Origin of the sequence: Photobacterium atrarenae (assembly GCF_024380015.1) — a bacterium.
Lineage (GTDB): Bacteria > Pseudomonadota > Gammaproteobacteria > Enterobacterales > Vibrionaceae > Photobacterium > Photobacterium atrarenae.
The window spans coordinates 215,294-236,036 of the sequence record NZ_CP101509.1; the positions used below are offsets into that span (position 1 = coordinate 215,294).

Consider the following 20,743-nt stretch of genomic DNA (forward strand, 5'->3'; position numbering starts at 1 on the left):
ACTTCAAGACAAATATTAATAAGGTCAAACAGTCATGAATGTCGTCGATTTTTTTAAACAAAAACGTGATGGTCTGTCACGACAGCAGTTTGAACTGAAAGACTTCCTATCACCTTCATTGCGTGACTACTGGCTTGAGTTGATGAGGAAGGCGAACAGTACGCAACTTGGCGCATTCATTAACAATCATAACCTCGCCTCCAATGATGATGCAGTTGATAGCCCGGCACCGGAGGCCACTGCTGTGAAAGCTACAGCAGAGCCAGCCAAACAGCCTGCACCGATTGTGATGAAGCCGGAAGCAGAAGCTCTGATGAAAGAGCTCAATGATACCCTGGGTGAAGTCATTCACGTGGGTCAATGGCTCACAGTTGATCAGGATCGCATTAACCGCTTTGCCGATGTCACCGAAGATCACCAGTGGATCCATACCGATCCTGGGCGTGCGGCATCGGAGTCACCGTTTAAAACCACGATTGCCCATGGTTTTCTGACCCTGTCCCTGCTCTCTGTATTAACGGACAGTGTCGACCCGGAGAACCAAAAGTTCCCAACGGCGAAAATGACAGTCAATGTCGGATTTAATAAAATCCGCTTCCCGTACCCGGTGAAGTCCGGCAGCCGTGTCCGAGCCAGTACCCGCATTCAAACCGTCACACCAATCAAGCGCGGCCTGGAAATTGTTCAGGAACTCACGGTCGAAATCGAAGGTATCCGTCGTCCGGCCTGTATCGCGGAGTCGGTGATCCATCTCCATTTTTAAAGCGGGACACCCAAGCAAAAAAAGCCAGGTTGGTTCAACCTGGCTTTTTCGTTCAAGTTCCCGGAGAACTACCACTAGACGATGTTCACGGGTAGAATTTTCAGCGCTTCATTACGGCTCAGGGAAGATAGCCGATCGGCATGAGCCGACACAAACTGACTCACAAAATCCGGTTCGGTCTTCGAATACTCCCGCAATACCCAGCCAATCGCCTTACGAATAAAAAATTCCTTTTCATCCGCGAGCATCAAAATGGTTTCAGTGAGCAAAGGTACATTGGTGTCTGCTTTGTGTTTTAAGTGAACCAGCAAAGATGCGCGGCGAAGCCACATGTTGTCGGATTTGCGCCACGCCAGCAGCTTTGATTCCAGCTCACGGTGCTCTTGCACCAAAGGACCGATCAGCGTCGAAGCAATCTTATCAACAGTATCCCAGTGAGAGGCACCAAGAAGCATCTCCTCATAAATCTCAAACGCTTCCAGGGTTCGGAACACCTTGTAGTGTTCGGCAACGTCCATTGCCAGATACTGCTCTTCCCGATTTTCACCGGACCACAGCCACAATACCAGGCGCCGATAATCGGTAAAATTTCGAACTTGGGTATGTTCCCTTGCTTGTTTAAAAATGGCGCGGCGCTCGGGCGCTTTTACCCCATAGAACGGCTGCTCTGTTTTCATATAAGCCTGCATCGCTCTCGCTTCGTCGGGATCACCGGCTTCTGCCAGACGCTGCTGCATAAAAATCACCATAGGAATGATGAGCGACATAGAAAACTTCCTTAGCTAACTGCGGATAAACGTCTGAAGAGACAATGATGTTGTCTTCTACATTGGAACACAAACTCTAGCACAGAAAAACCGTTTCATACCCACAGCGGAACCCGGTCGGCAAAAATCACCCCAGTGGTCTGAACCTCGCCATAAAGTGCCTCAGCAGTGGCGGCTCATATTCAAACACCAATCCGGACAATGTTGCCGCCCGCTGACTCACGCGAATCAAGGCATCGGCGACATAGTCCATATGATCATTGGTATAAACCCGGCGCGGGATCGTTAAACGCATAAACTCCATCGGTGATGGCTTTTGCCTACCAGTGACAGGGTCACGACCTGCAAGCAAAGAACCGATTTCCACCGCCCGGATACCGGCCTCCAGGTACAGGGCATTACATAGGGACTGGGCCGGGAATTGTTCCGGCGGAATCTGCGGCAACAACCGCCTGGCATCGACAAACACCGCATGGCCCCCAGCCGGTAGCTGCACCGGGACGCCCCCTTCCGCCAACCGGCTGGCCAGATACGCCACTTGTTTGATGCGGTAGGTCAGCCACGCTTGATCCAGCCCATCGTAGAGTCCGCGTGCCAGGGCCTCCATGTCCCGGCCCGCCATCCCGCCGTAGGTCACAAATCCTTCCATCGGCACACATCGGGACTGAACATGCTGAAACAGCTCGGGATCATCACGCACCGCACAAATGCCGCCGATATTGACCATGGGATCTTTTTTGGCCGAGAGCGTCAGCATGTCGGCATAGCGAAACATTTCCGCCACGATATCTTGGATAGACGCCTTTCTGTACTGCTGATCTCGCTGTTGAATAAACCAGGCATTTTCACAAAAACGGGCCGAATCCATAATTACCGGGATAGCGTACCGCTTTGCGAGCTCATATACTGCCTTTAAGTTTGCCATGGCCACTGGTTGCCCGCCGGTGTTATTGCAGGTGATGGTCATAATAATTCCGGCGACATTCTCAGCGCCATAATGGGCAATCGCCTGGTTGAGCTTTTCCAAATCCATATTGCCTTTCCAGGAAAAAGGCTGCGCCGTATCAAACGCGCGTTCATCGACTAAATTGATCGCTTTCGCCCCGCAAATCTCAACATGCGCGGTGGTGGTATCGAAATGATAATTGGACAGAAACACCGGATGCGTCCCGCCCCGGACCTGCCGCATTTTCTCTACCAGACACGGAAACAGGATCTGCTCGGCACCCCGCCCCTGATGCGTCGGCACAAAGTCGGGGTAGCCGAAAATGTCGTCTATGGCAGCTTTCAGGCGGTAATAACTGCGGCTGCCGGCGTAAGATTCATCCCCCATCATCACCCCGGCCCACTGGGTATCACTCATCGCCCCTGTTCCTGAGTCGGTCAGCAAATCGATGTAGACATCCTCACTTTTCAGCGCAAACGGGTTAAAACCGGCGGCTTTCAAAGCGGCGGCCCTCTCCTCAGCCGTGGTCATGCGGATCGGCTCAACCATTTTGATTCGAAAAGGCTCGGGAACACGTTTCATGGGACGACCTCCACCGGGACCTTGCATCGGGTACCGGACAATTCAAGGATGTGAAGTTGACGAATATTCACCGCCTTCCTAGGTTAAATATATCAGCCACCTGGAAAACCTTGTAACGGGGTTCTTCTGAAAACAACGATTGCCGTCACCAGGGCTCCGGGCCAACAAACACATCCATCGGCTGTTTGTACAGCATTAGGGAGCCAGTCCTATGGGACCAAGAGATGTAAAGACCAGTGATGATGCCAAGGCAATCATCAAAGCGCGGGGACTGACGCACGTCAAAGTCGGGCTGTTTGATAACGACGGCGTCATGCGGGGTAAATACATGGCCGTCGATAAATTTTTCTCCGCCTTAGACCACGGCTTTGCCTTTTGTGATGTCGTACTCGGCTGGGATGTCAAAGATCAGCTCTACGACAATGCCCGTTACACCGGTTGGCACACCGGGTATCCGGATGCGCCGGTGCGGATCATTCCCGAAAGCTGCCGAGATGTGCTGGATGAAGATGACATGTTGCTGTTCATTGCCGAGTTTTCCGGCAGTGCCGAATCCATCTGCCCACGTGCAATGCTGCGCCGGATGATCCAGCAGGCCGATGAGATGGGATATCGCGCCTTAGCGGCCCTTGAGTATGAGTTCTTTCTGTTTCGTGAAACCCCGCATTCTGCCCGAGAAAAGGGCTTCCGCAATCTGGAGACGATCACCCCGGACTGGTTCGGCTATTCAATGATCCGCAACTCGACTTACTCAGCGCTATATAAAAGCATCCTCGCCATGGGTGAAAGCATGGACTTTCCCATTGAAGGGATCCATTCCGAAACCGGACCGGGGGTAATTGAAGCTGCCATTGCTGTCGATGAGGCCGAAGCCGCCGGTGATAAAGCCGCGCTGTTTAAAACCTACATGAAAGTGCTGGCTCAGAAGAACGAGCTGATGGCGACCTTTATGGCCAAGTGGAGCAATGATTATCCCGGCCAGAGCGGTCACATCCATCTCTCGCTCAAAAAGAAAGACGACTCACCGATCTTTTATGATGCCGGTCAAGCCAATTGCATGAGTCAGATCCAGCGCCAGTTCCTTGCCGGGCAACAGCGCCTGATGCCGGAGCTGCTGTGCATGATTGCCCCGTCCGTGAATAGCTACAGCCGGATGGTCCCCGGTTTCTGGGCGCCGACCGATGCGACCTGGGGGATCGAGAACCGCACCACGGCATTGCGGGTGATCACCGGCTCGGCCAAAAGCCAGCGCATTGAATACCGCATCGGTGCCGCAGACGCCAACCCGTATCTGGCCCTGGCGGCGGCGCTCGGCTCCGGGCTCTACGGTATTGCCCAGGGCTGGGAGCCCCACCCGCCCGTTGTCGGCAACGCCTACAAACAACCTCACGCGCCTGAACTGGAGCTCCCGCGAACCTTGTGGGATGCCGCGCAACGCTTCAAAGCGTCAGAAGCCGCACGAAACCTGTTTGGCGATGCTTTTGTCGAACATTTTGCCGCCTCCCGGGAATGGGAAGAGCGAGAATACAGAAAACATATCACCGACTGGGAGCTGAGCCGTTACTTTGAAATTATCTGAAGGTGAAATGAATGAGGCTGGGGATACTGCTGCTAGTCAGCCACCAGCTCTTCATTCCTTCAATAAATCTGAACAATTTCGTCAAAATCCCATGCTGGTCTTCCTATTTCATTGATATACAATCAGTTTAATGATTATACCAACAACACGGTATTCGGAGAAACTGACCATGTATCATGCTCATATTTACTTTGATCTGCCCGAGCAGGCCACCGCTGAGGCCATTCACCATCAAATCCGCCTCGAGCGAACCGACATTGCGGCGATCTTTCCGCTCGTCCACCGCAAAGTCGGTCCACATGACAAGCCAATGTTCGAAGTGCATTTCCGTAATAACAAGTTCGGGTTCATTGAATGGTTGGATCAACACAGACAGGGGCTTTCAGTGCTGATCCATCCGGTGAGTGACGAAGAGCTGGCCGATCACACAACCCGGGCACAGTGGCTCGGGCAGCAGTTGCCAATTCATACCCATATTTTTTAGCCCCCTGTATCCACACACACAAAGAGCAGCTTCATACGGCGCTGCTCTTCGTAATTTATACCAGTCGCGGATCAGACCTCGACCGTCACTTTCCGGGCCAGGGACATCGCAAGATTGTTGTCATAATAGGCCGCTTCGTTAATAAAATGCGGATAGGCCTCATAGTCACCTTCCCAGCACACTTCCGTGCCGTCGAACAAGGTATAAATCGGATCGCCCGGGCGCAGCGGTTTAAAATCGGCATCCTGCACATTGCGGTGCACCATCCCGATCCGCTCGCCGTGTTCATCTTCCGGCAGCTTGAGCGTTTCTTCATATTTAAACGCTTCATACGAAGCCGGTAATTCCGGTACCGCATCGGTGTTGTGCAGCTCAATGAAATCCAGAATATGCTGGGTCATGGTTTCCATCCAGTCCAACACATCCTGGCGCAGTACGGACTGCGACTGCGGCCCCACTTCCACAATCACTCCCTGCGGCGTGATCGAACTCAGAAACAGGTGTTCTTCGACTGAGGTTTGATCTTCCAGCACCACCACCGCTTCCGGCATCCGCGCTTTGACATAGGCCCCGAGCTGGCGGTTAAACGCATCCGTTTGCAGCAGGATCAGCGTCGGTCCCATATTACTGGTGGTATTGTGTAAATCGATAATATAGTCAGTTTTGGCGTTCCCTTTCGGCCCTAACTGTTGATTGATCACCTTGGCGCGGCTTTGTTCGTAGTTCGCCAGCGCCGGATTATTCAAATCATCCAAACCAAACTGACGGTTCAAATCAACGTCCAGATAACGTTTGTTTTCTTCAAACGCCTTCGGGTTAGCAAACACGGTTTGGGTGGTAAAGCTATTGCGGGCAATGCGCTCCGGTTGCTGCTGCCACTTTCGCAACAGGTAGATCCCGCTGAATTCATTGCCATGGGTGCCACCAACAACCGCGACCGTTTTCATTGCATTCGTCCTTGTGTTCACAAGCCTGACTCTCACTTTGTTCAATATTTATTTCAAGATACTGAAATAAATATTAGTTTCAACCAGGAAATGCTTTAAAAAAGTGATTACATATTCACAGGGTGCAGCTGCGCCAGCTTGAGATATGAGTGCAAGGTGTGATTTTTGTACTCAATGGCAGAATGAATACTGCTCTGCTTGTTGGCAATCACCGTAAAGTAATAACGGTCATCCCCACGACGAAGCTCAATATCTAACCCCCCGTCATTCACCTGCCAGGTGCCTGTCCCTTTCTGACGGCTGAATAAACCCAGCTCCTCTACGGTCCCATCCGGGTGAAATATCATTTCAGTCACATACCCGGCACTACAGGTTTTAAGCCAATGCTGAACCGGCACCTCTTCACAACTGAACGGGCGCTTGGTTGCCAGCCAGTGCTGCATGTACTGATGCTCACTGTCATCCAGCGTTGGCAACGCAGATAAATCCACTAACCGAACCCGTTCTGATTCGCGTAAAAACAGCTGCAACAGCTGATGCTGCTTCTTCTCCGACATCCCTATCACCTATACATTTCATGGCGTTAGCCAAGAAGCTAAACCCTATTGGGGGCCCTTTCACCCGATAAAAGGCAAAACTGTTAACCTGCTCAAAACTTCACTTTGCCACGCATGGACTTAACCTGGCCGCGCTGCGATTTTTTGTCCATCCGACGTCGCTGCGATCCTTTGGTCGGTTTGGTGGCCTTGCGCGCTTTCTGCTGCACTGCGACCGATTGAATCAACGTCTGCAACCGCAATAAGGCATCTTCCCGGTTTTGCTCCTGGGTCCGATACTGCTGTGCCTTGATGATGATGATCCCGTCTTTGGTAATTCGCTGATCCGCAAGTTGAAGTAAGCGCTCTTTATAAAAAACAGGTAAAGATGACCGTTTGATGTCAAATCGCAGATGGATTGCACTGGAGACTTTGTTGACATTCTGCCCACCCGCACCCTGAGCCCGGATCGCGGAAATATCAATTTCCCAGTCAGCCAATTGCACCGTATTCGAAATCGCTAGCATGATATAAACGCACGTCTGTTAAAATAAGTTTCTCATCAGCATTATAACCGCAAGCCCGCGGTTTATGGCAGCGTTGGGATCAACCCTCCTTTTCCCGGCCTGTTCGGCGCGCACGCCGGCAACGCTCGGAGCAATAACGAACTTGTTCCCAGCATTTTTGCCATTTCTTACGCCAGCGAAATGGCCGCCCACAGATCGGACAAATCTTCTCGGGCAGTTCCGCTTTATTCATCCTCGACCCTTCTGTTGTTATTACCGATCAGGCTATTCTGTCCAACGTCATCCTTCGTACAGCAGTATTCATTTTCGTCGACGCATTCGGGTTTGGCTTCCTGATTGTCTCAGCTGCTCCCTGGCTCAGTCGCCAGCTCAGCCACCTGCCGAATGCCTGGCTGGTCGGCATAGTTGTAACCACCTTTGTTTTCATTGGCACCTGGGCGCAACGTCACCGGCAGGTGTAAATTGAGGGTAGAAAAAACCCGCCGAGCGGCGGGTTAAAAGAGCTTAGAAATTAAAGGTTGCGCCAGCCGCGAGCAGCTCGACGTCGACGAACATCTGCGTCTCAAAATTCAGTTGCTCACCGCCCTGCTCCGGATCATCTTCCGAGCCGTTGCAGACCAAAGTGACATCATAGTTGCCCAACGGTAGATAACCGATTTCATACTCACCAGTCTCGGTATCAACACCTGCTGTTGTGTACGGCTCCGTTGCTGAACCTAAATCGCCATAAATACCATTCGTCGGGGCTTGGTAAACGTAGATGTAAGCATCGTCGATAGTGCTATCACACACGCCCGCGGCTTCAACCTGGCCTGAAATCGTCGCGACGGCATCATTATTTACCAGCCGGACCCCACGTGGCTTGAGTTGGTACCCGTTGGCGTTGCTCACCATACTTTTACGCAGATCAAATTCCAACGTATAGGCCTGCGTTGCATTGGCTTCAACCTGAAAACCATCCAGCTTGAGTTCACCGCTTGGCACCCGGATCCCTTCAACGGCATCCGTATCGGTAACCACATGCGAATAAGGCGTTGCGTTATTGTCTGTATATTTCTCATTTTCAAGAACCGACAATCGCAGTTGTGTGTATTGCCCTGCGGTAAGCTGTTCATCACTCAAAACCTGGAGTGACTGTTCGCCCTGGTAGGCCATCAGGTTAATCACCATAAACTCCGGATGGCCGTCGCTATCCACCGGAATCGACATCCCTTGCGGGATACACTCGGCAGAGCTTTGATCCGCGGCGAAAGATGTCGTCCCCCAACTGGATTCGCTCCCGTTCGTATGGTGTACCTCAATTTCATCAAACGCGACACACACCTTAGTCAGGTTGTCCACCGGCGCATCGGAGAAAGCCAAGCTCATGGTGCCGGCCGCTTCACCATCGGAACCGTCTGAATTACACCCAATCAGAAATGCACTAACCAAGGAGGCAAGAATATATTTATGCATTGATACTACTCACGACTCAATTATTTCCCATAAGCATATCGTCTTGTGAACAGGCCCCCAACCGCTCCACCTGCAACCAGGTAAAACCTGACAGAAATTTTACCAAAGGGAGATGTTCTGGCCCGTTTTCATTTAAATACCGTTCAAAATGACGTATCAATACTAAAAGTCCATCATCGGCAAGGTTGAAGCGACCAACAACGCTGCCATCCCATAGTTAAACCATTTCATCCGCTCAGTATTATTCAGCAGGTGTTGCAGTTGCTTGCCCGCCACAGTCCAGACACTGACAGACGGCACATTGACCGCTGCAAACACAGCTGAAACCAACACAACACCCTGCCAGTTGGCCGAGAGGTTATACACACTCACGGCGGTCAGGGCCATTGACCACGCCTTTGGATTGATCCACTGAAAGTTTGCCGCAGCCAAAAAGCTCAGCGGGCGATAATCCAACGCGTTGTGACTCCCGGCACGACTGCGAGCAATTTTAAAAGCGAGATAGAATAAATACAGCAGGCAACCCACTTGTAGAATCTGATGCACCACGGGGTATGCCGTAAAAACGCCCATCAGACCGACCCCGACCAGGATCACCATAAAGCTAAACCCAAACACAATGCCCAGCATATGTGGGACCGTCCGGAGAAAGCCGACATTCGCACCGGAAGCCATCAGCATAATATTGTTGGGGCCAGGGGAGACCGTAGAGACAAATGCGAAGCTTGCCAGCGCCAGCAGATGTTGATAGTCCATATTGATTCATTCCTTATTCATGAGCTTTGGGTATATATTAACGGGAGGTAGCCGCAATTTTGTGTCTATCAATGTGCCAGTCTCATTCATTTAGCAAGATAAATTCAACATGGACAGATTTGACGAAAGAATATTGCGCGAGCTGAAATCAAATGGTCGGTTATCCAACGTCGAGCTGGCGGAGCGGATCGGTCTCTCTCCTTCAGCCACCCTGCGGCGGGTTCAGGAATTGGAGCGCAGCGGGATCATTAAAGGCTATCGTGCGGTTCTGGATCCGGGGAAAATGGGCATCGGGTTCATTGCCTATGTCACCATCGGACTCTCCAGCCATGGCAAACGCTCACAACTCGATTTTGAGCAACGACTCCAGACTGCGAAGGAAGTAACGGAATGCCACAATATTACCGGCAACAGTGAATACTTACTGCGGGTTGAGACCTCAAATCTCAGCGCTTATAAACGCTTTCATTCTGATGTACTGGGAGAAATCCCTCAGGTCATTGCCATCTCCACCCTGGTGGTGATGGAAACCCCGAAGGACGAACGCTAGCGAGAGCATAATGCTCTCGCTATTTCTGATCACTCGCTTACTGTGATTGGTATTAAAGCGAAGCTTCGCGGATCAACGCCTGTGGGATCCCGGTTTGCATCACCAGAGCCCGGCTCAGGCGACTTTCAGCTTCGGTATCATGTTGCACAGCCGTCTGCAGTGTCTTTGTCGCAGAAACCGGCTTATGCTCACCGACCTGGGATTCAGAGCGCGACAAAGGCTGATGAACTTCCACATAAACCGAGCCATCCGGCTCTACCGTTTGCTTCAGTGGCTGATTAATCACTTTGACGCGCGTCCCTTTGGCAACCTGAGGAAACAGCCACTCGATATCCCAAGGGTTCATCCGGATACAACCGGAGCTGACTCGCATCCCAATGCCAAAATCTTTATTGGTGCCGTGGATTAAATATTGGCCGCTGCCGTATGCCAGGCGCATGGCGTATTCACCCAGTGGGTTTTCTGGCCCCGCAGGCACGACCCCCGGCAATTCAATCCCGTGTTTTTCCCGGTATTCACGCCGGATGTTCGCCGTTGGGGTCCAGGTCGGGTCGACAATTTTCTGGCTGACGGAAGTCGTCATCAGTGGGGTTTCCCGTCCGACCCGCCCGATCCCGATTGGGAACACATACATCCGCTCCGGGTTATCCTTCGGAAAGTAATACAGGCGCAGCTCGGCTAGATTGATCACAATCCCTTCGCGTTTCACATCTGGCAGGATCAGTTGCGTTGGCACGGTTAACAAGGTCCCCGGGGTTGGCAGGAATGGATCGACCCCCTGGTTTGATTCCATCAATGCCAGAAAGCCGACACCGAACTTATTGGCGATGTCAGCCATGCTTTCCCCTTCGTTCACCTGGTAATATTCCATCAACCCGACCAGCTTGCTATCCGCAGCGGGTCGTGGGTACTCAATGGCTTGAACCGTCACCGACAAGAGGCAGAGTAAATAAATGAGCAATGAACGAAACACAAAATCCTCCAACTGATTTATGAGTAAGTATGGCTGAAAGGCGCAAAGTGTTGAGCTTGCACCAGTCGCTTCTCAACTTTAAGACATGCATCCGAAACATCACCCGGATTTCGCCAACCACTGAATCCTACCCACCTGGGCGCTTTGCTTCGTCATCACCAGGTAAAAATACACCACAAAAATATCCTGTCTCGCAAATACAACCGTCTTTCCTTGATAACTTACGCTGATCCGGTTCTTCGGGTATAAACTATAGGAGAAAGCAGATAAGGGCCTCCCCATGAACCCATTATCCCCCTTGAATATGGATCGACACGAACGTGTCACGATCGATACCAGCACCCAAACCTGGCTGGCTTCCCCCTTACCCGGGGTGTGGCGGATCCCACTCGAACGGGAAGCTGCTGAATCCGGACAAGTCACCAGCCTGGTGCGCTATGAGCCAAACACCCACTTTAGCGCTCATTATCATCCGAACGGTGAGGAAATTTTCGTCCTTGAAGGTATCTTCCAGGACGAATTTGGCAACTATCCGGCCGGGACCTATATCCGTAATCCACCAGGATCATGCCACGCGCCGCGCAGCGACAGCGGATGCCTGCTCTACGTCAAGCTCAACATGTTCCCTAAAGATGACCACGACGTATTTCGTCTTGATACTCACAATGCGAGCTGGCAACCGGGTATTGACCGTCAAACCACCATCCTGCCGTTACACGGCTTCGGCCATGAGCAAACCTCGCTGGTCCGCTGGGCGCACGATACCTGCCTGGCCAGCCACCAACATGAAGGCGGAGAAGAAGTGTTTATCCTCTCCGGTGATTTTTCCGATGAGGAAGGAACATACGGACAAGGCACCTGGATCAGAAACCCGCCCGGCAGTAAGCACCAGCCAGCCAGTCAAAGCGGCTGCCTGATGCTGATGAAAACCGGTCATTTACCAGTTTAGGCCCAATGGGTTTTAAAACGCGATGGATAAGGCTTGAAAACGAGCCATGGTCTGCTGGTAATGCACTGTACCCGGTTGATAGTAACCGGCCGGCATCCGGTTCTCGAGCCCGGCTGCTTTGAGCTGTTGCCACTCTGCCCGGGTCAGGATCACATAGTCCAGATGTTCATCCAGGCATTGCGCCAGGCTTGCGTAAGTCAATGCGTCATCCCGGATCAGAGTTTTCAACTTTCCGGTCAGAGCGGACAAGGGCAACCGGAATAATCGGACCAGTTGCTTACGATCGGGCACCCGCTGTGCCGCCAGTGAGCGCTGCGCATAATCAAAGATCTGTGTCCAGTCCGCTTTCCCCTGTCGGGTGACGAGTTGGTGACGGTAGCAGTAATACCCTTCGAGGTACATCTCAAGATAATGGAAGCGCTCAGCATGGACCTCCAGATAAAGATGCTGTAGTTCCAGATCAGCGTCATACAAATGGGAGTCAGTCATATTCAAAACTCAGCAGGGTGCCCCCACTTGTTGTGCGTTGCGTGGCAGCCCTGCTTGTGTCCAATGGTTCTTTATTTTGATCGTGAAGGTGAAACTATAACGGGAAGCGGATCCCGATCGCCCCTTCAAACCGGGAGTCGGAATCCTCATGGAAGTATTGAGCCATCACGCCCTCCGCATAGAGATCGAAAGTGTCAAAAGGGATTTCCATGCCCAAGCCGGCACGAACAGCCAGCTGATAAGACTCATCATCGACCCATTGCACACCAGTGATGAGGTGAAACGGTGAATACAGCGAGCCTTGGCTGAGATCGGAAGCATTCCACAGCGCATCTGCCGTCACACTTAAGGTATCTAACCCGAGAGAAAACTGCGCATCCTGTCGGTATTTCACCGTCAGTCCAGACGACGGATCCCCCACATAGACGCCAGCGGTGAGTGGTGACTTTGCTGCGAAAACCTGCTGTGGTAGTGCCAAAGTAAGAGCCAGTAATAATGCGCGTTTATACATCCCTATTCCCTGAAGCTGTAAATCTCAGTATCGCGGCGCAACATAACCTCTTTCAGAAAAAATGCAAAGGGCAATATCATGAAATTTATATGCGTGTGACCGGGTCTACTGATCCATCAAGCGTTTGCGAAAAACCCAATTGGTCAAAGGACGATTATGTATATCAAGAAAACACCAGACTGGTCACTGAAGGAAAGTGATGCCACCCCAGAGCCCATTTACCGCCAGCGCCGGGAAATCCTGAAAAAGCTGGGAATTACCCTGGTGGGGATGCCTCTGGCCACGCATGCCGACGCCGGTCTGTTTGATAGCCTTCTGGGATCCGAGCCCAAGCAGACCCCGGATAAGCGTCGGGCGCTTGCAAGTCAGAGCTCTGCATATTCAAATCGTTCGCTCTCACTGACACCAGAAGAGAAAATCCTCAAATACAATAACTTTTATGAGTTCGGGACCGATAAATCGGACCCGGCTGCCCGCTCCGGTAACTTCAAGACTAACCCATGGACCGTAGAAGTCGGCGGACTGGTACACAACCCCCTCACCCTGGGCTATGAAGATATTTTCAGCAAATTCCCTCTGGAAGAGCGTATATACCGCCTACGCTGTGTTGAAGCCTGGTCAATGAACGTTCCCTGGATCGGCTTTCCCTTAGCCAGCCTGCTACGCCTGGCAAACCCGATGGGCAAGGCGAAATATGTCGCTTTTCAGACTTTGTACGATCCGAAGCAAATGCCGGGACAAGCTTCCAGAAGATTGGGAGGTGGGATCGATTACCCCTATGTGGAAGGGTTGCGGCTGGATGAAGCCATGCATCCACTGACCCTGATCGCGGTTGGCCTCTACGGCAAAAACCTGGCACCGCAAAACGGTGCGCCGATCCGACTGGTCGTGCCCTGGAAATACGGCTTCAAAAGCATTAAGTCAATTGTCCGTATCCAGTTGACCGACCGTCAGCCACCGACTACCTGGAATTTACTGGCACCTCATGAGTACGGATTCTATGCCAATGTGAACCCAACAGTAGATCACCCCCGCTGGAGCCAGGCCAGTGAAAGGTTTATCGGCGAAGGCAGCCTGTTCAGCAGTCGCCGCCAGCCGACCCTGATGTTCAATGGCTATGCTGATCAGGTGGCCCGGCTGTACAAAGGCATGGACTTGAGGAAGCAGTTTTAATGAAGCTCACGGCACGTCATATCACCGGGCTGAAAGTAGTCATTCATCTGATTTCGCTAGCTTTTGTCGCCCTGCTGATCACCAACACTCTGTCAGGCGGTTTCGGCGCTGATCCGGTGGAGGGCCTGAGCCACTTTACCGGCAAAGCCGCCCTGAACACCTTGATCCTGACTCTGCTGATCTCACCTGTGGCGCGCAAGTTCAGACAAGGGGCGCTGATGAAAGTGCGCCGGTTGCTGGGACTCTACAGCTTTTTCTGGGCTGTATTGCACCTGGGGGTTTATCTGGCCCTGGACCTCGGTTTCAATGGCTCCCTGCTGCTGAGTGAAATTGTCGCCCGGCCTTATTTAACCCTGGGTGCCATATGCTGGCTGATCCTGCTGGCTTTGGCCGTAACCTCCACCCAGGGCATGCAACGACGCTTAGGTCCACGTTGGCAGAAACTCCATAACTGGGTCTATCTTGCCATTCTGCTGGCACCAATCCACTATTACTGGTCGGTCAAATCCGGCTTGGTAGAGCCTGCGATTTATATCGTCATTGCCCTGATTCTACTCAGCTTTCGCCACAAGACGATACGGCGTTGGCTACCCGGCCTCCCGTTGCGCCGCCCCTCAACAGAGCGGAGCTAAATCATTTCGGCAGCCTGGGAACGCAAACTGAGTGCCAGGCTGCATTTTCCCGTCCTAACCCCCTGAAAAACCATCAAGCCCGTGCTGATTTTCTGATAGGATAAGCACTTCGCGTGTTTTCGGGCTGCCAGCGTGAGCGATCATCAAACGCAATGTGGCAGGCAGCTCGTTTGATGAGGCTAAACTTTCTTGATCAGTGATCTACTCTCCGTCAGTATTCAACAATTTAAAGCTGACTGCTTGCAGCTCTGTGAGCAGCATTATCCGACGGTACACAACCGGGGAATGCGTGGAGACCACCTGGGTAAAGCACTGTGTCGCCGGATTGTTGCAACGCTGAGCCAGGCCGACATTCCAGCCCAGCTGCAGGTTTTAGAGCAAGAAGGCAAGGCTGACCAGCCGATCTTTCGGCTTGAGACCCCCCAGTTCACCCTCTGGGTTGTTGCTCATCGCTTGGTCAGTGCAAACCTGGCACGTCGGGAGTCACTTGTTGCAGCCGTTGATTCCGTCAAAACCGCATGCCAGGCCCATTCCCATCCGCATTACCTGATTTTGGTCGCCGATCACTGGTTTGACCGCAGCAAGGCCAGTAAAGAGCTGCCGGCCTGGTGGCTGGGACAACTCCCGGATAATATCAACGACTATCAGGCTGATGGTATTCGCCTGCTCGACAGCGCACAATCCTTCCCTGAAACGCTTGCCCAGCGACTGCACATCATGGACGGAACGCACCAGATCCACCACCCTCTGAAGCGCCACAGCGACGGTAAAACCGTTCACCGCTATCTCCTGCTCACTGCCGTGTACCCGTTACTATGACCACGTCCCCATCTCACCTCGCGCTGCGGGATGACAGCATTTTCAAGCTGTTTGTTCGCTATACCGTTCCGACAATCGCCGCCATGCTGGTCACCGGGATTTACGTCACGGTCGACGGCATGTTTGTTGGCCACTTCATCGGCGAACAGGGTCTGGCGGGGATCATGCTGGGTTATCCGATCGGCTCGGTTCTTTATGCCGTCGGAGCCATGATTGGGATGGGGGCATCGGCGCTGGTTTCCATGAAACTGGGGGAAGGCAACACCCGCGCTGCACAGCAAATCGCCGGGCAAACCTTAACGCTCTGCGCCATTGCCGCCCTGATTGTGTGTACGCTGGGGGTTGTCTGCCGGGATGACTTGCTCAGCTGGCTCGGGGCAGAAGGTGAAATCCTGCAGATGGCTTCGGACTATCTGCTGTGGTATTTCGCGCTGGGCATTTTCCCGATCCTCGCGATGGCCTTTTCAGCCCTGCTGCGCAACGATGGTCAGCCCAACCGGGTCACATTGATCATGATCTTCGGCGGCATCCTCAACGTGTTTCTCGACTGGCTGTTTATTGTGGTGCTTCCCTGGGGGCTAACCGGTGCAGCCATTGCCACCATGCTCTCTCAGGCGGTGACCGCCTTGCTCTGTCTACAGCACTTTTTTAGCTCAAGAGCCACCTTGCGGATCCACAAACACACCCTGAAACTGACCTGGCAAAACACCTTGGAGATCTGCCGGCTGGGTTTTTCCAGCTTGCTGATGTACCTCTATTTATCCGTCGTCCTGACGCTGCACAACAAGGCGTTTCTCTGGGTCGGGGACGCCATGGATGTCGCCGCCTACGGTGTCGTCAGCTACACCGAGGCTTTTTTCTACCTGGTTTTCGAGGGGATCGCCCTGGGTATTCAGCCAATCACCAGCTATAACACCGGCGCCGGCCAAACAGACCGCGTCATCCAGACCCGAAACCTGGCGTTTGCTGTCACCTTACTGGTTGCGCTGAGCGGAATGGCAGTCATTTACAGTTTCCCGGAGTATTTCGTCTATCTGTTTGCCGGCACCCAAACCAGCATCTTGCCGGATGCGGTCCAGGGGATGCAGCTCTACTTCTGGGGATTACCGATGGAAGGATTGCTACTGGTTGGTGCCACCTACTTCCAGTCCATCAACCGTCCCAAAGAGGCATCCCTGCTGACAGGCGGCAAACTGGTTCTAATCAGCGGTTTCATCTTCGCTTTTGCCGCGCTGGCCGGAATTCACGGCGTTTGGATGGCGCTGCCAGTCTGCAGCAGCCTGCTCACTGTCTGGTTACTGCTGAGTTTGCGCAAGAACGTCCGGCCGGTGTATTCAGTCGCCTAAGCGATTCAATCACAAAACAGGCAGCCGGAGCTACCTGTTTTCTTTCAGAAGTATTCGAGCTTGTAGCCGGCACCGTATACCGAGTGGATCAGCTCTTCATCCGGCTGAACCTCGGTAAACTTCTTCCGCAGCTTTTTAATATGACTGTCAATGGTACGCTCACTGACAATCCGGTTGTCCCGGTAAATCGCTTCCATCAGCTGACTGCGGGAATAGACTCGGCCCGGCGACGAGGCCAGAACATCCAACATCGCAAATTCAACCGCGGTCAAATCCAGCGCCTGACCTTTTAACGTCGCTTTAAACTTCGTTTTATCCAGCTGAAGAACCGGCGCCGCCGGTGTTTCAGCCTCCGTTTCCGGAATAAAATGCTGTGGTACCAGCGAGTAGCGCCTGAGTACGGCCTTCACGCGTGCCACCACCTCACGCAAACTGCATGGCTTACAAATATAATCATCCGCCCCGATTTCCAGGCCAATCAAGCGATCGATTTCATCAACCTTTGCTGTCACCATCAAAATAGGGACCTGGGTAAACGTCCGCAATTCCCGGCATATCGAGACCCCGTCTTTCCCCGGCAGCATACAATCCAGCAAGATGAGATCCGGCTGATTCGTTTTCACCCACGCAACAACCCCGCTCCCTTCATGCAATGCACTGGTCCGATAGCCGGCTGCCTTCAGGTAATCCTCTGTCAGCGCAGCCAGCTGCACTTCGTCTTCTACAACTAAAATATGTTCCATTATTGCTCCAAGGTGATGCCGACTTGTATACTCACGCCGCCAAGCTCTGAATGTTCTGCAGATAATTGCATGCCATGCGCTTCGGCAATACTGCGACAAATAGACAAGCCCAGGCCTGCCCCACCAGATTTATTACGCTGTCTCGCCGGGTCGGCGCGAAACAGCCGCTCAAACATCTGCGCCAAATCATCGTCTGACAGACCCGGCGCTGAATCATTAAATGCAATTTGTAAGTGGCTGTGCTGGTGCTGACAGACCACTTCAAGCTTCCCACCAGCGTCGGTATATTTCAGTGAGTTTTTGAGCAGATTTGAAAACAGTTGCTGAATGCGGATCTGATCCAGCTCCATTGTCAGGGCCATCATGGTTTCACGCTCACCGATATATCGCACAGTCAGTTCCAGTCCTTTTTCATCAAAAGCATCACGGTACAAGTCGACACATTGTTCCATGAGTGCCACCGGTGGGGCAGAAAACTTATCATAACTCAGGGCGCCAATATCGCTGAGCGACAGCTCATACAAATCATTTACCAAGTGCGATAAATGCGTGACATTGTGGTGAATCGATTTCATGGTCGATTCACCGTTTTGCCTGACACCATCCTGAACCGCTTCCACTTCCGCCTGCATGATTGCCAGCGGGTTTCGCAGCTCATGAGAAATATCTGCGATCCACTGCTGCCTGGCGCGCTCATTCTGCTCCAGTACCGCAGCCAGGTGATTAATGTCGCTTGCCAACTGACCCAGCTCATCTTCACGCTCAATTTTAACCCGAGTTTCATAAGTACCAAGCGCCAACTGACGCACACCATTGTTAAAGACCTCAATGGTTTTCAATAATGAATGAGCCCAGGGGAACGCGATGGCCAGCGTCAAGCCGCAGGATACCGCCCATATCCAAATCAGGCTGGAATTAAACTCTTCGACAAACTGAGCTTCTGTCGCCTCAGCCAGAGTCTCCGGCTGGATATAACCCAGATACCCGATAATCTCTCCCTGATGGTGTAAAGGGTGTAAGATCTGATCCTCATGTTGTAACGGACCGACAATTTTTTTCTTTTCCGCATCCAGCAAAAAAACCCGCAACTCAAAATCGCTGTGGACCACATCGCCCAGCCTCGGGCGAGGATGCTTCGGTGGTCGCCCCTCGCCCAACCCCGGACCACCCGCTGACGGTGGCGGCGGATGACGTTCATAACGAACCATGCCATCCGGCGGGGGGTGCATAAACTCAGGTTCAAACTCTTTCGCGAAATCTGAGATTTGCGTGGGTTGCCATTGCGGCGCCTCAACCTCGCCCTTGGTTGAGTTCACCAGCTTCGGCCACCAGAGGTGCGGACTCACGCGCTGCTCCAGGTAGCCGGGTAACGCCTGCTCCAGTAACGCAATGAGCTGCTCCGTGCGCTGCTGCTCGGTACTGTTCACATAGCGCATTAAGCCGTTGTCCATTGAAAGTTTGGTCAACGCCACCATGGTGACCGAGCCAATCAAGGTGGTGACCACAATCATGATAATGGCCTTTAGCCGGATATAGCTTCGAACACCCCCGGTCAACTTCCGTATCATTGTTCCCATATTCTGTTTGCCTACTGCCTCGATTGACCCACATCCCGCAGGAAGGGGCGGCCATTAATGTAAGAAGGTCTCTCAAGCACTCTTCATCATCAAACACGCTCTCCTCAAATCACTGCTGCGTCTGAAGATCGAGCCATACTTGCTGAACATCGCACCTTGAAGTGTCAGGAATATAAGATACTGTTTTAGACGGGGCACGTCATATTTATAATTCGAAGATGAATTCAGCAAATTGGCTTCGCGGCTCAGTCAATAACACTCGATCTTCTCGCAAAGATTCCCCCGCCACATTCCGCGGACCGCTTGTTGCAACCACAATGAAAGCGATGACCACCAGGAAATATTCCAGCACCGAAACGCTGATCAGCCAGAGGTTGTCGAGCAGACGGAGAGGTAAACACCGAACAGTGACACGACCAGCGCGAGATACTTACTCATTTTCATCCTTACCTTGCTGAGGGATCAAACATGGCTAGTGTGTGCGAAGCCGTGTGCGAAGCCGTGTGCGAAGCCGTGTGCGAAGCCGTGTGCGAACCAGCTGATGACATCAATCGATGATGTATGCAAGTTGGTCTGAGTGCGATGATAATAGTAAGGCGGTATTGAGGAGGAATTAGGGATGAAATGTGCAAAGAATATGGAAAGGATACCGGCCGCGTTCACCGGTACCCACAGCATAAAAGGCTTAGATCACACCCAGCTCTTTCAGGCGCTCCATCAGATAGCTATGCGCGGTATGGCGCTCTGACAGCACGACCTCAGGTTTCGGGTGCAGGAACAGCGGCAGGGAGATGCGCGCTTTCGTTTTGTCCGTCCCTTCCGGGTTAATCACACGGTGTGTCGTCGACGGGAAGTAACCCCCAGACGCTTCTTGCAACATATCCCCAATATTGATGATCAGGTTGCCGAAATCACACGGTACATCCAGCCAGTCACCTTCTTTGGTTTGCACTTGCAGGCCCGGCTCATTGGCCGCCGGAAGTACAGTCAGCAGGTTGATATCTTCATGCGCCCCGGCACGAATTGCGCCCATCTCTTCGTCACCTTTCAGCGGCGGATAGTGCAAGACACGCAATAGGGTTTTATCACTACCGTCGATCATGCTCGACAGTGATTGTGAATACAGCGCGGACACATGGTCTGGTGAGTGTTTCTCGACCCAAGAAAGCAACTCAGCAGCCAGTTTATTGGCTTCCTCGTAATAGTTTTGCAGCTCTTCACGCAGTGCTTCCGGACACTGGCCCCACGGGTAGAAGTGGAAGTACTCTTTGATGTCTTTCTTCGTGTGGCCTTTTGCGACTTCAGACACCTCTGCCGGGAAAAAGCCGTCTTGTGTTTCAACGTTGAAGTAGTAGTCCTGCTTCTCGTCACTGTTGAAAAAAGTGTTCCAATGCTCATAGATTGAGCTCACCAGCTTCTGCTGGATCGGATGGTTCTTCAGGACCCCGAATCCCGTGTTACGTAAGGATTCAACAAATAGTTCTTCAGCATTTTCTGCGGTGTAATCGACGGCTTCCAATTTCATAACTTTTTCTTCTTTGGCTGACAGATTCGTACGAAGTATAGCGATTCAAAGAAAAGGGTTTCCCGGGCTGATACATCGCCAGCCCATTTTCATTAATGTCGCATACCCTGAGTC

Annotated in this window: 24 protein-coding genes; 10 read left to right on the forward strand and 14 right to left on the reverse strand. The window is 52.4% G+C overall.

The genetic code is table 11. From position 1 onward, the window contains the following. Positions 1-34 precede the first annotated feature (34 nt). Entirely contained in the window at positions 35-763 is a 729-nt protein-coding gene (locus tag NNL38_RS17180) for a MaoC family dehydratase (RefSeq protein WP_255391651.1), read from the forward strand. Between the two features lie 74 nt (positions 764-837). On the opposite strand, the gene NNL38_RS17185 is transcribed toward NNL38_RS17180, so the two are convergent. Both NNL38_RS17185 and NNL38_RS17190 read right to left on the reverse strand, forming a co-directional pair. Then, positions 838-1,530: a DNA alkylation repair protein gene (locus NNL38_RS17185; RefSeq protein WP_255391652.1), complete on the reverse strand. Its 693-nt coding sequence runs from the start codon at positions 1,528-1,530 to the stop codon at positions 838-840. A 127-nt stretch (positions 1,531-1,657) separates the two neighbouring features. Then, positions 1,658-3,058, reverse strand: coding sequence for a tryptophanase (locus NNL38_RS17190; protein ID WP_255391653.1), 1,401 nt, complete (start codon positions 3,056-3,058; stop codon positions 1,658-1,660). A gap of 211 nt (positions 3,059-3,269) precedes the next feature. On the opposite strand from NNL38_RS17190, the gene NNL38_RS17195 reads away from it, so the two are divergent. Together NNL38_RS17195 and NNL38_RS17200 are read left to right on the forward strand one after the other, a co-directional pair. Beyond that, positions 3,270-4,637 carry a glutamine synthetase family protein gene (locus NNL38_RS17195; RefSeq protein WP_255391654.1) on the forward strand — a complete coding sequence of 456 codons (1,368 nt, stop codon included), beginning with the start codon at positions 3,270-3,272 and terminating at the stop codon, positions 4,635-4,637. A 169-nt stretch (positions 4,638-4,806) separates the two neighbouring features. Next, positions 4,807-5,121, forward strand: coding sequence for a DOPA 4,5-dioxygenase family protein (locus NNL38_RS17200; RefSeq protein ID WP_255391655.1), 315 nt, complete (start codon positions 4,807-4,809; stop codon positions 5,119-5,121). Positions 5,122-5,192: 71 nt separating this feature from the next. Here the strand turns inward: NNL38_RS17200 and NNL38_RS17205 are convergent, their stop codons facing one another. The 4 genes from NNL38_RS17205 to NNL38_RS17220 form a co-directional block, all read right to left on the reverse strand. Continuing rightward, positions 5,193-6,068: an aspartoacylase gene (locus NNL38_RS17205; RefSeq protein WP_255391656.1), complete on the reverse strand. Its 876-nt coding sequence runs from the start codon at positions 6,066-6,068 to the stop codon at positions 5,193-5,195. A 107-nt stretch (positions 6,069-6,175) separates the two neighbouring features. Further along, complete coding sequence (locus NNL38_RS17210) at positions 6,176-6,625, reverse strand: hypothetical protein (protein ID WP_255391657.1); 450 nt, start codon at positions 6,623-6,625, stop codon at positions 6,176-6,178. 92 nt (positions 6,626-6,717) lie between these two features. Then, positions 6,718-7,131 (reverse strand): alternative ribosome rescue aminoacyl-tRNA hydrolase ArfB, encoded by a 414-nt coding sequence (gene arfB / locus NNL38_RS17215; RefSeq protein ID WP_255391658.1) that lies wholly within the window; start codon positions 7,129-7,131, stop codon positions 6,718-6,720. Between the two features lie 79 nt (positions 7,132-7,210). Further along, complete coding sequence (locus tag NNL38_RS17220) at positions 7,211-7,363, reverse strand: DUF2256 domain-containing protein (RefSeq protein WP_255391659.1); 153 nt, start codon at positions 7,361-7,363, stop codon at positions 7,211-7,213. A gap of 49 nt (positions 7,364-7,412) precedes the next feature. On the opposite strand from NNL38_RS17220, the gene NNL38_RS24790 reads away from it, so the two are divergent. Next, positions 7,413-7,592, forward strand: coding sequence for a DUF3392 family protein (locus NNL38_RS24790; RefSeq protein WP_369414634.1), 180 nt, complete (start codon positions 7,413-7,415; stop codon positions 7,590-7,592). Positions 7,593-7,635: 43 nt separating this feature from the next. Here the strand turns inward: NNL38_RS24790 and NNL38_RS17225 are convergent, their stop codons facing one another. Together NNL38_RS17225 and NNL38_RS17230 are read right to left on the reverse strand one after the other, a co-directional pair. Further along, positions 7,636-8,586, reverse strand: coding sequence for a DUF4382 domain-containing protein (locus NNL38_RS17225; protein ID WP_255391660.1), 951 nt, complete (start codon positions 8,584-8,586; stop codon positions 7,636-7,638). A gap of 162 nt (positions 8,587-8,748) precedes the next feature. Further along, positions 8,749-9,342, reverse strand: coding sequence for a LysE family translocator (locus tag NNL38_RS17230; RefSeq protein ID WP_255391661.1), 594 nt, complete (start codon positions 9,340-9,342; stop codon positions 8,749-8,751). A gap of 109 nt (positions 9,343-9,451) precedes the next feature. Between NNL38_RS17230 and NNL38_RS17235 the strand changes: the two genes are divergently transcribed. Beyond that, positions 9,452-9,892 (forward strand): Lrp/AsnC family transcriptional regulator, encoded by a 441-nt coding sequence (locus NNL38_RS17235; protein ID WP_255391662.1) that lies wholly within the window; start codon positions 9,452-9,454, stop codon positions 9,890-9,892. Positions 9,893-9,944: 52 nt separating this feature from the next. Here NNL38_RS17235 and NNL38_RS17240 read toward each other — a convergent pair whose 3' ends face one another. Further along, positions 9,945-10,865 carry a L,D-transpeptidase family protein gene (locus tag NNL38_RS17240; protein WP_255391663.1) on the reverse strand — a complete coding sequence of 307 codons (921 nt, stop codon included), beginning with the start codon at positions 10,863-10,865 and terminating at the stop codon, positions 9,945-9,947. Between the two features lie 280 nt (positions 10,866-11,145). Here NNL38_RS17240 and NNL38_RS17245 point away from each other — a divergent pair, with 280 nt between their 5' ends. Further along, positions 11,146-11,814: a cupin domain-containing protein gene (locus NNL38_RS17245; protein ID WP_255391664.1), complete on the forward strand. Its 669-nt coding sequence runs from the start codon at positions 11,146-11,148 to the stop codon at positions 11,812-11,814. 12 nt (positions 11,815-11,826) lie between these two features. Here the strand turns inward: NNL38_RS17245 and NNL38_RS17250 are convergent, their stop codons facing one another. Together NNL38_RS17250 and NNL38_RS17255 are read right to left on the reverse strand one after the other, a co-directional pair. Beyond that, positions 11,827-12,303 carry a hypothetical protein gene (locus tag NNL38_RS17250; protein ID WP_255391666.1) on the reverse strand — a complete coding sequence of 159 codons (477 nt, stop codon included), beginning with the start codon at positions 12,301-12,303 and terminating at the stop codon, positions 11,827-11,829. Positions 12,304-12,397: 94 nt separating this feature from the next. Continuing rightward, positions 12,398-12,814 carry a hypothetical protein gene (locus NNL38_RS17255; RefSeq protein WP_255391667.1) on the reverse strand — a complete coding sequence of 139 codons (417 nt, stop codon included), beginning with the start codon at positions 12,812-12,814 and terminating at the stop codon, positions 12,398-12,400. 156 nt (positions 12,815-12,970) lie between these two features. On the opposite strand from NNL38_RS17255, the gene msrP reads away from it, so the two are divergent. The 4 genes from msrP (at position 12,971) to NNL38_RS17275 (ending at position 16,784) form a co-directional block, all read left to right on the forward strand. Continuing rightward, entirely contained in the window at positions 12,971-13,987 is a 1,017-nt protein-coding gene (gene msrP, locus NNL38_RS17260; RefSeq protein ID WP_255391668.1) for a protein-methionine-sulfoxide reductase catalytic subunit MsrP, read from the forward strand. Then, complete coding sequence (msrQ, locus tag NNL38_RS17265; RefSeq protein ID WP_255391669.1) at positions 13,987-14,619, forward strand: protein-methionine-sulfoxide reductase heme-binding subunit MsrQ; 633 nt, start codon at positions 13,987-13,989, stop codon at positions 14,617-14,619. The genes msrP and msrQ overlap by 1 nt, the downstream gene beginning before the upstream one ends. Before the next feature lie 189 nt (positions 14,620-14,808). Next, positions 14,809-15,438 (forward strand): hypothetical protein, encoded by a 630-nt coding sequence (locus NNL38_RS17270; protein WP_255391670.1) that lies wholly within the window; start codon positions 14,809-14,811, stop codon positions 15,436-15,438. Then, complete coding sequence (locus tag NNL38_RS17275; RefSeq protein ID WP_255391671.1) at positions 15,435-16,784, forward strand: MATE family efflux transporter; 1,350 nt, start codon at positions 15,435-15,437, stop codon at positions 16,782-16,784. Before NNL38_RS17270 ends, NNL38_RS17275 begins: the two co-directional genes overlap by 4 nt. A 44-nt stretch (positions 16,785-16,828) precedes the next feature. Here the strand turns inward: NNL38_RS17275 and NNL38_RS17280 are convergent, their stop codons facing one another. The 3 genes from NNL38_RS17280 to NNL38_RS17290 form a co-directional block, all read right to left on the reverse strand. Further along, positions 16,829-17,527 (reverse strand): response regulator, encoded by a 699-nt coding sequence (locus NNL38_RS17280; protein WP_255391672.1) that lies wholly within the window; start codon positions 17,525-17,527, stop codon positions 16,829-16,831. Then, positions 17,527-19,104, reverse strand: a complete 1,578-nt coding sequence (locus tag NNL38_RS17285; protein ID WP_255391673.1) for an ATP-binding protein — start codon at positions 19,102-19,104, stop codon at positions 17,527-17,529. The genes NNL38_RS17280 and NNL38_RS17285 overlap by 1 nt, the downstream gene beginning before the upstream one ends. A 685-nt stretch (positions 19,105-19,789) precedes the next feature. Further along, positions 19,790-20,629, reverse strand: coding sequence for a 2OG-Fe(II) oxygenase family protein (locus NNL38_RS17290; RefSeq protein WP_255391674.1), 840 nt, complete (start codon positions 20,627-20,629; stop codon positions 19,790-19,792). Positions 20,630-20,743: the final 114 nt, after the last annotated feature.

Bases quoted from the DNA above. Each gene is read 5' to 3' on its own strand.
- NNL38_RS17195 (WP_255391654.1), top strand. From the start codon at position 3,270: ATGGGACCAAGAGATGTAAAGACCAGTGATGATGCCAAGGCAATCATC.
- NNL38_RS17210 (WP_255391657.1), bottom strand. From the start codon at position 6,625: ATGTCGGAGAAGAAGCAGCATCAGCTGTTGCAGCTGTTTTTACGCGAA.
- NNL38_RS17205 (WP_255391656.1), bottom strand. From the start codon at position 6,068: ATGAAAACGGTCGCGGTTGTTGGTGGCACCCATGGCAATGAATTCAGC.
- NNL38_RS17255 (WP_255391667.1), bottom strand. From the start codon at position 12,814: ATGTATAAACGCGCATTATTACTGGCTCTTACTTTGGCACTACCACAG.
- NNL38_RS17225 (WP_255391660.1), bottom strand. From the start codon at position 8,586: ATGCATAAATATATTCTTGCCTCCTTGGTTAGTGCATTTCTGATTGGG.
- NNL38_RS17190 (WP_255391653.1), bottom strand. From the start codon at position 3,058: ATGAAACGTGTTCCCGAGCCTTTTCGAATCAAAATGGTTGAGCCGATC.
- NNL38_RS17275 (WP_255391671.1), top strand. From the start codon at position 15,435: ATGACCACGTCCCCATCTCACCTCGCGCTGCGGGATGACAGCATTTTC.
- NNL38_RS17230 (WP_255391661.1), bottom strand. From the start codon at position 9,342: ATGGACTATCAACATCTGCTGGCGCTGGCAAGCTTCGCATTTGTCTCT.
- msrQ (WP_255391669.1), top strand. From the start codon at position 13,987: ATGAAGCTCACGGCACGTCATATCACCGGGCTGAAAGTAGTCATTCAT.
- msrP (WP_255391668.1), top strand. From the start codon at position 12,971: ATGTATATCAAGAAAACACCAGACTGGTCACTGAAGGAAAGTGATGCC.
- arfB (WP_255391658.1), bottom strand. From the start codon at position 7,131: ATGCTAGCGATTTCGAATACGGTGCAATTGGCTGACTGGGAAATTGAT.
- NNL38_RS17280 (WP_255391672.1), bottom strand. From the start codon at position 17,527: ATGGAACATATTTTAGTTGTAGAAGACGAAGTGCAGCTGGCTGCGCTG.
- NNL38_RS17220 (WP_255391659.1), bottom strand. From the start codon at position 7,363: ATGAATAAAGCGGAACTGCCCGAGAAGATTTGTCCGATCTGTGGGCGG.
- NNL38_RS17285 (WP_255391673.1), bottom strand. From the start codon at position 19,104: ATGGGAACAATGATACGGAAGTTGACCGGGGGTGTTCGAAGCTATATC.
- NNL38_RS17290 (WP_255391674.1), bottom strand. From the start codon at position 20,629: ATGAAATTGGAAGCCGTCGATTACACCGCAGAAAATGCTGAAGAACTA.
- NNL38_RS17245 (WP_255391664.1), top strand. From the start codon at position 11,146: ATGAACCCATTATCCCCCTTGAATATGGATCGACACGAACGTGTCACG.
- NNL38_RS17185 (WP_255391652.1), bottom strand. From the start codon at position 1,530: ATGTCGCTCATCATTCCTATGGTGATTTTTATGCAGCAGCGTCTGGCA.
- NNL38_RS17180 (WP_255391651.1), top strand. From the start codon at position 35: ATGAATGTCGTCGATTTTTTTAAACAAAAACGTGATGGTCTGTCACGA.
- NNL38_RS17250 (WP_255391666.1), bottom strand. From the start codon at position 12,303: ATGACTGACTCCCATTTGTATGACGCTGATCTGGAACTACAGCATCTT.
- NNL38_RS17200 (WP_255391655.1), top strand. From the start codon at position 4,807: ATGTATCATGCTCATATTTACTTTGATCTGCCCGAGCAGGCCACCGCT.
- NNL38_RS17235 (WP_255391662.1), top strand. From the start codon at position 9,452: ATGGACAGATTTGACGAAAGAATATTGCGCGAGCTGAAATCAAATGGT.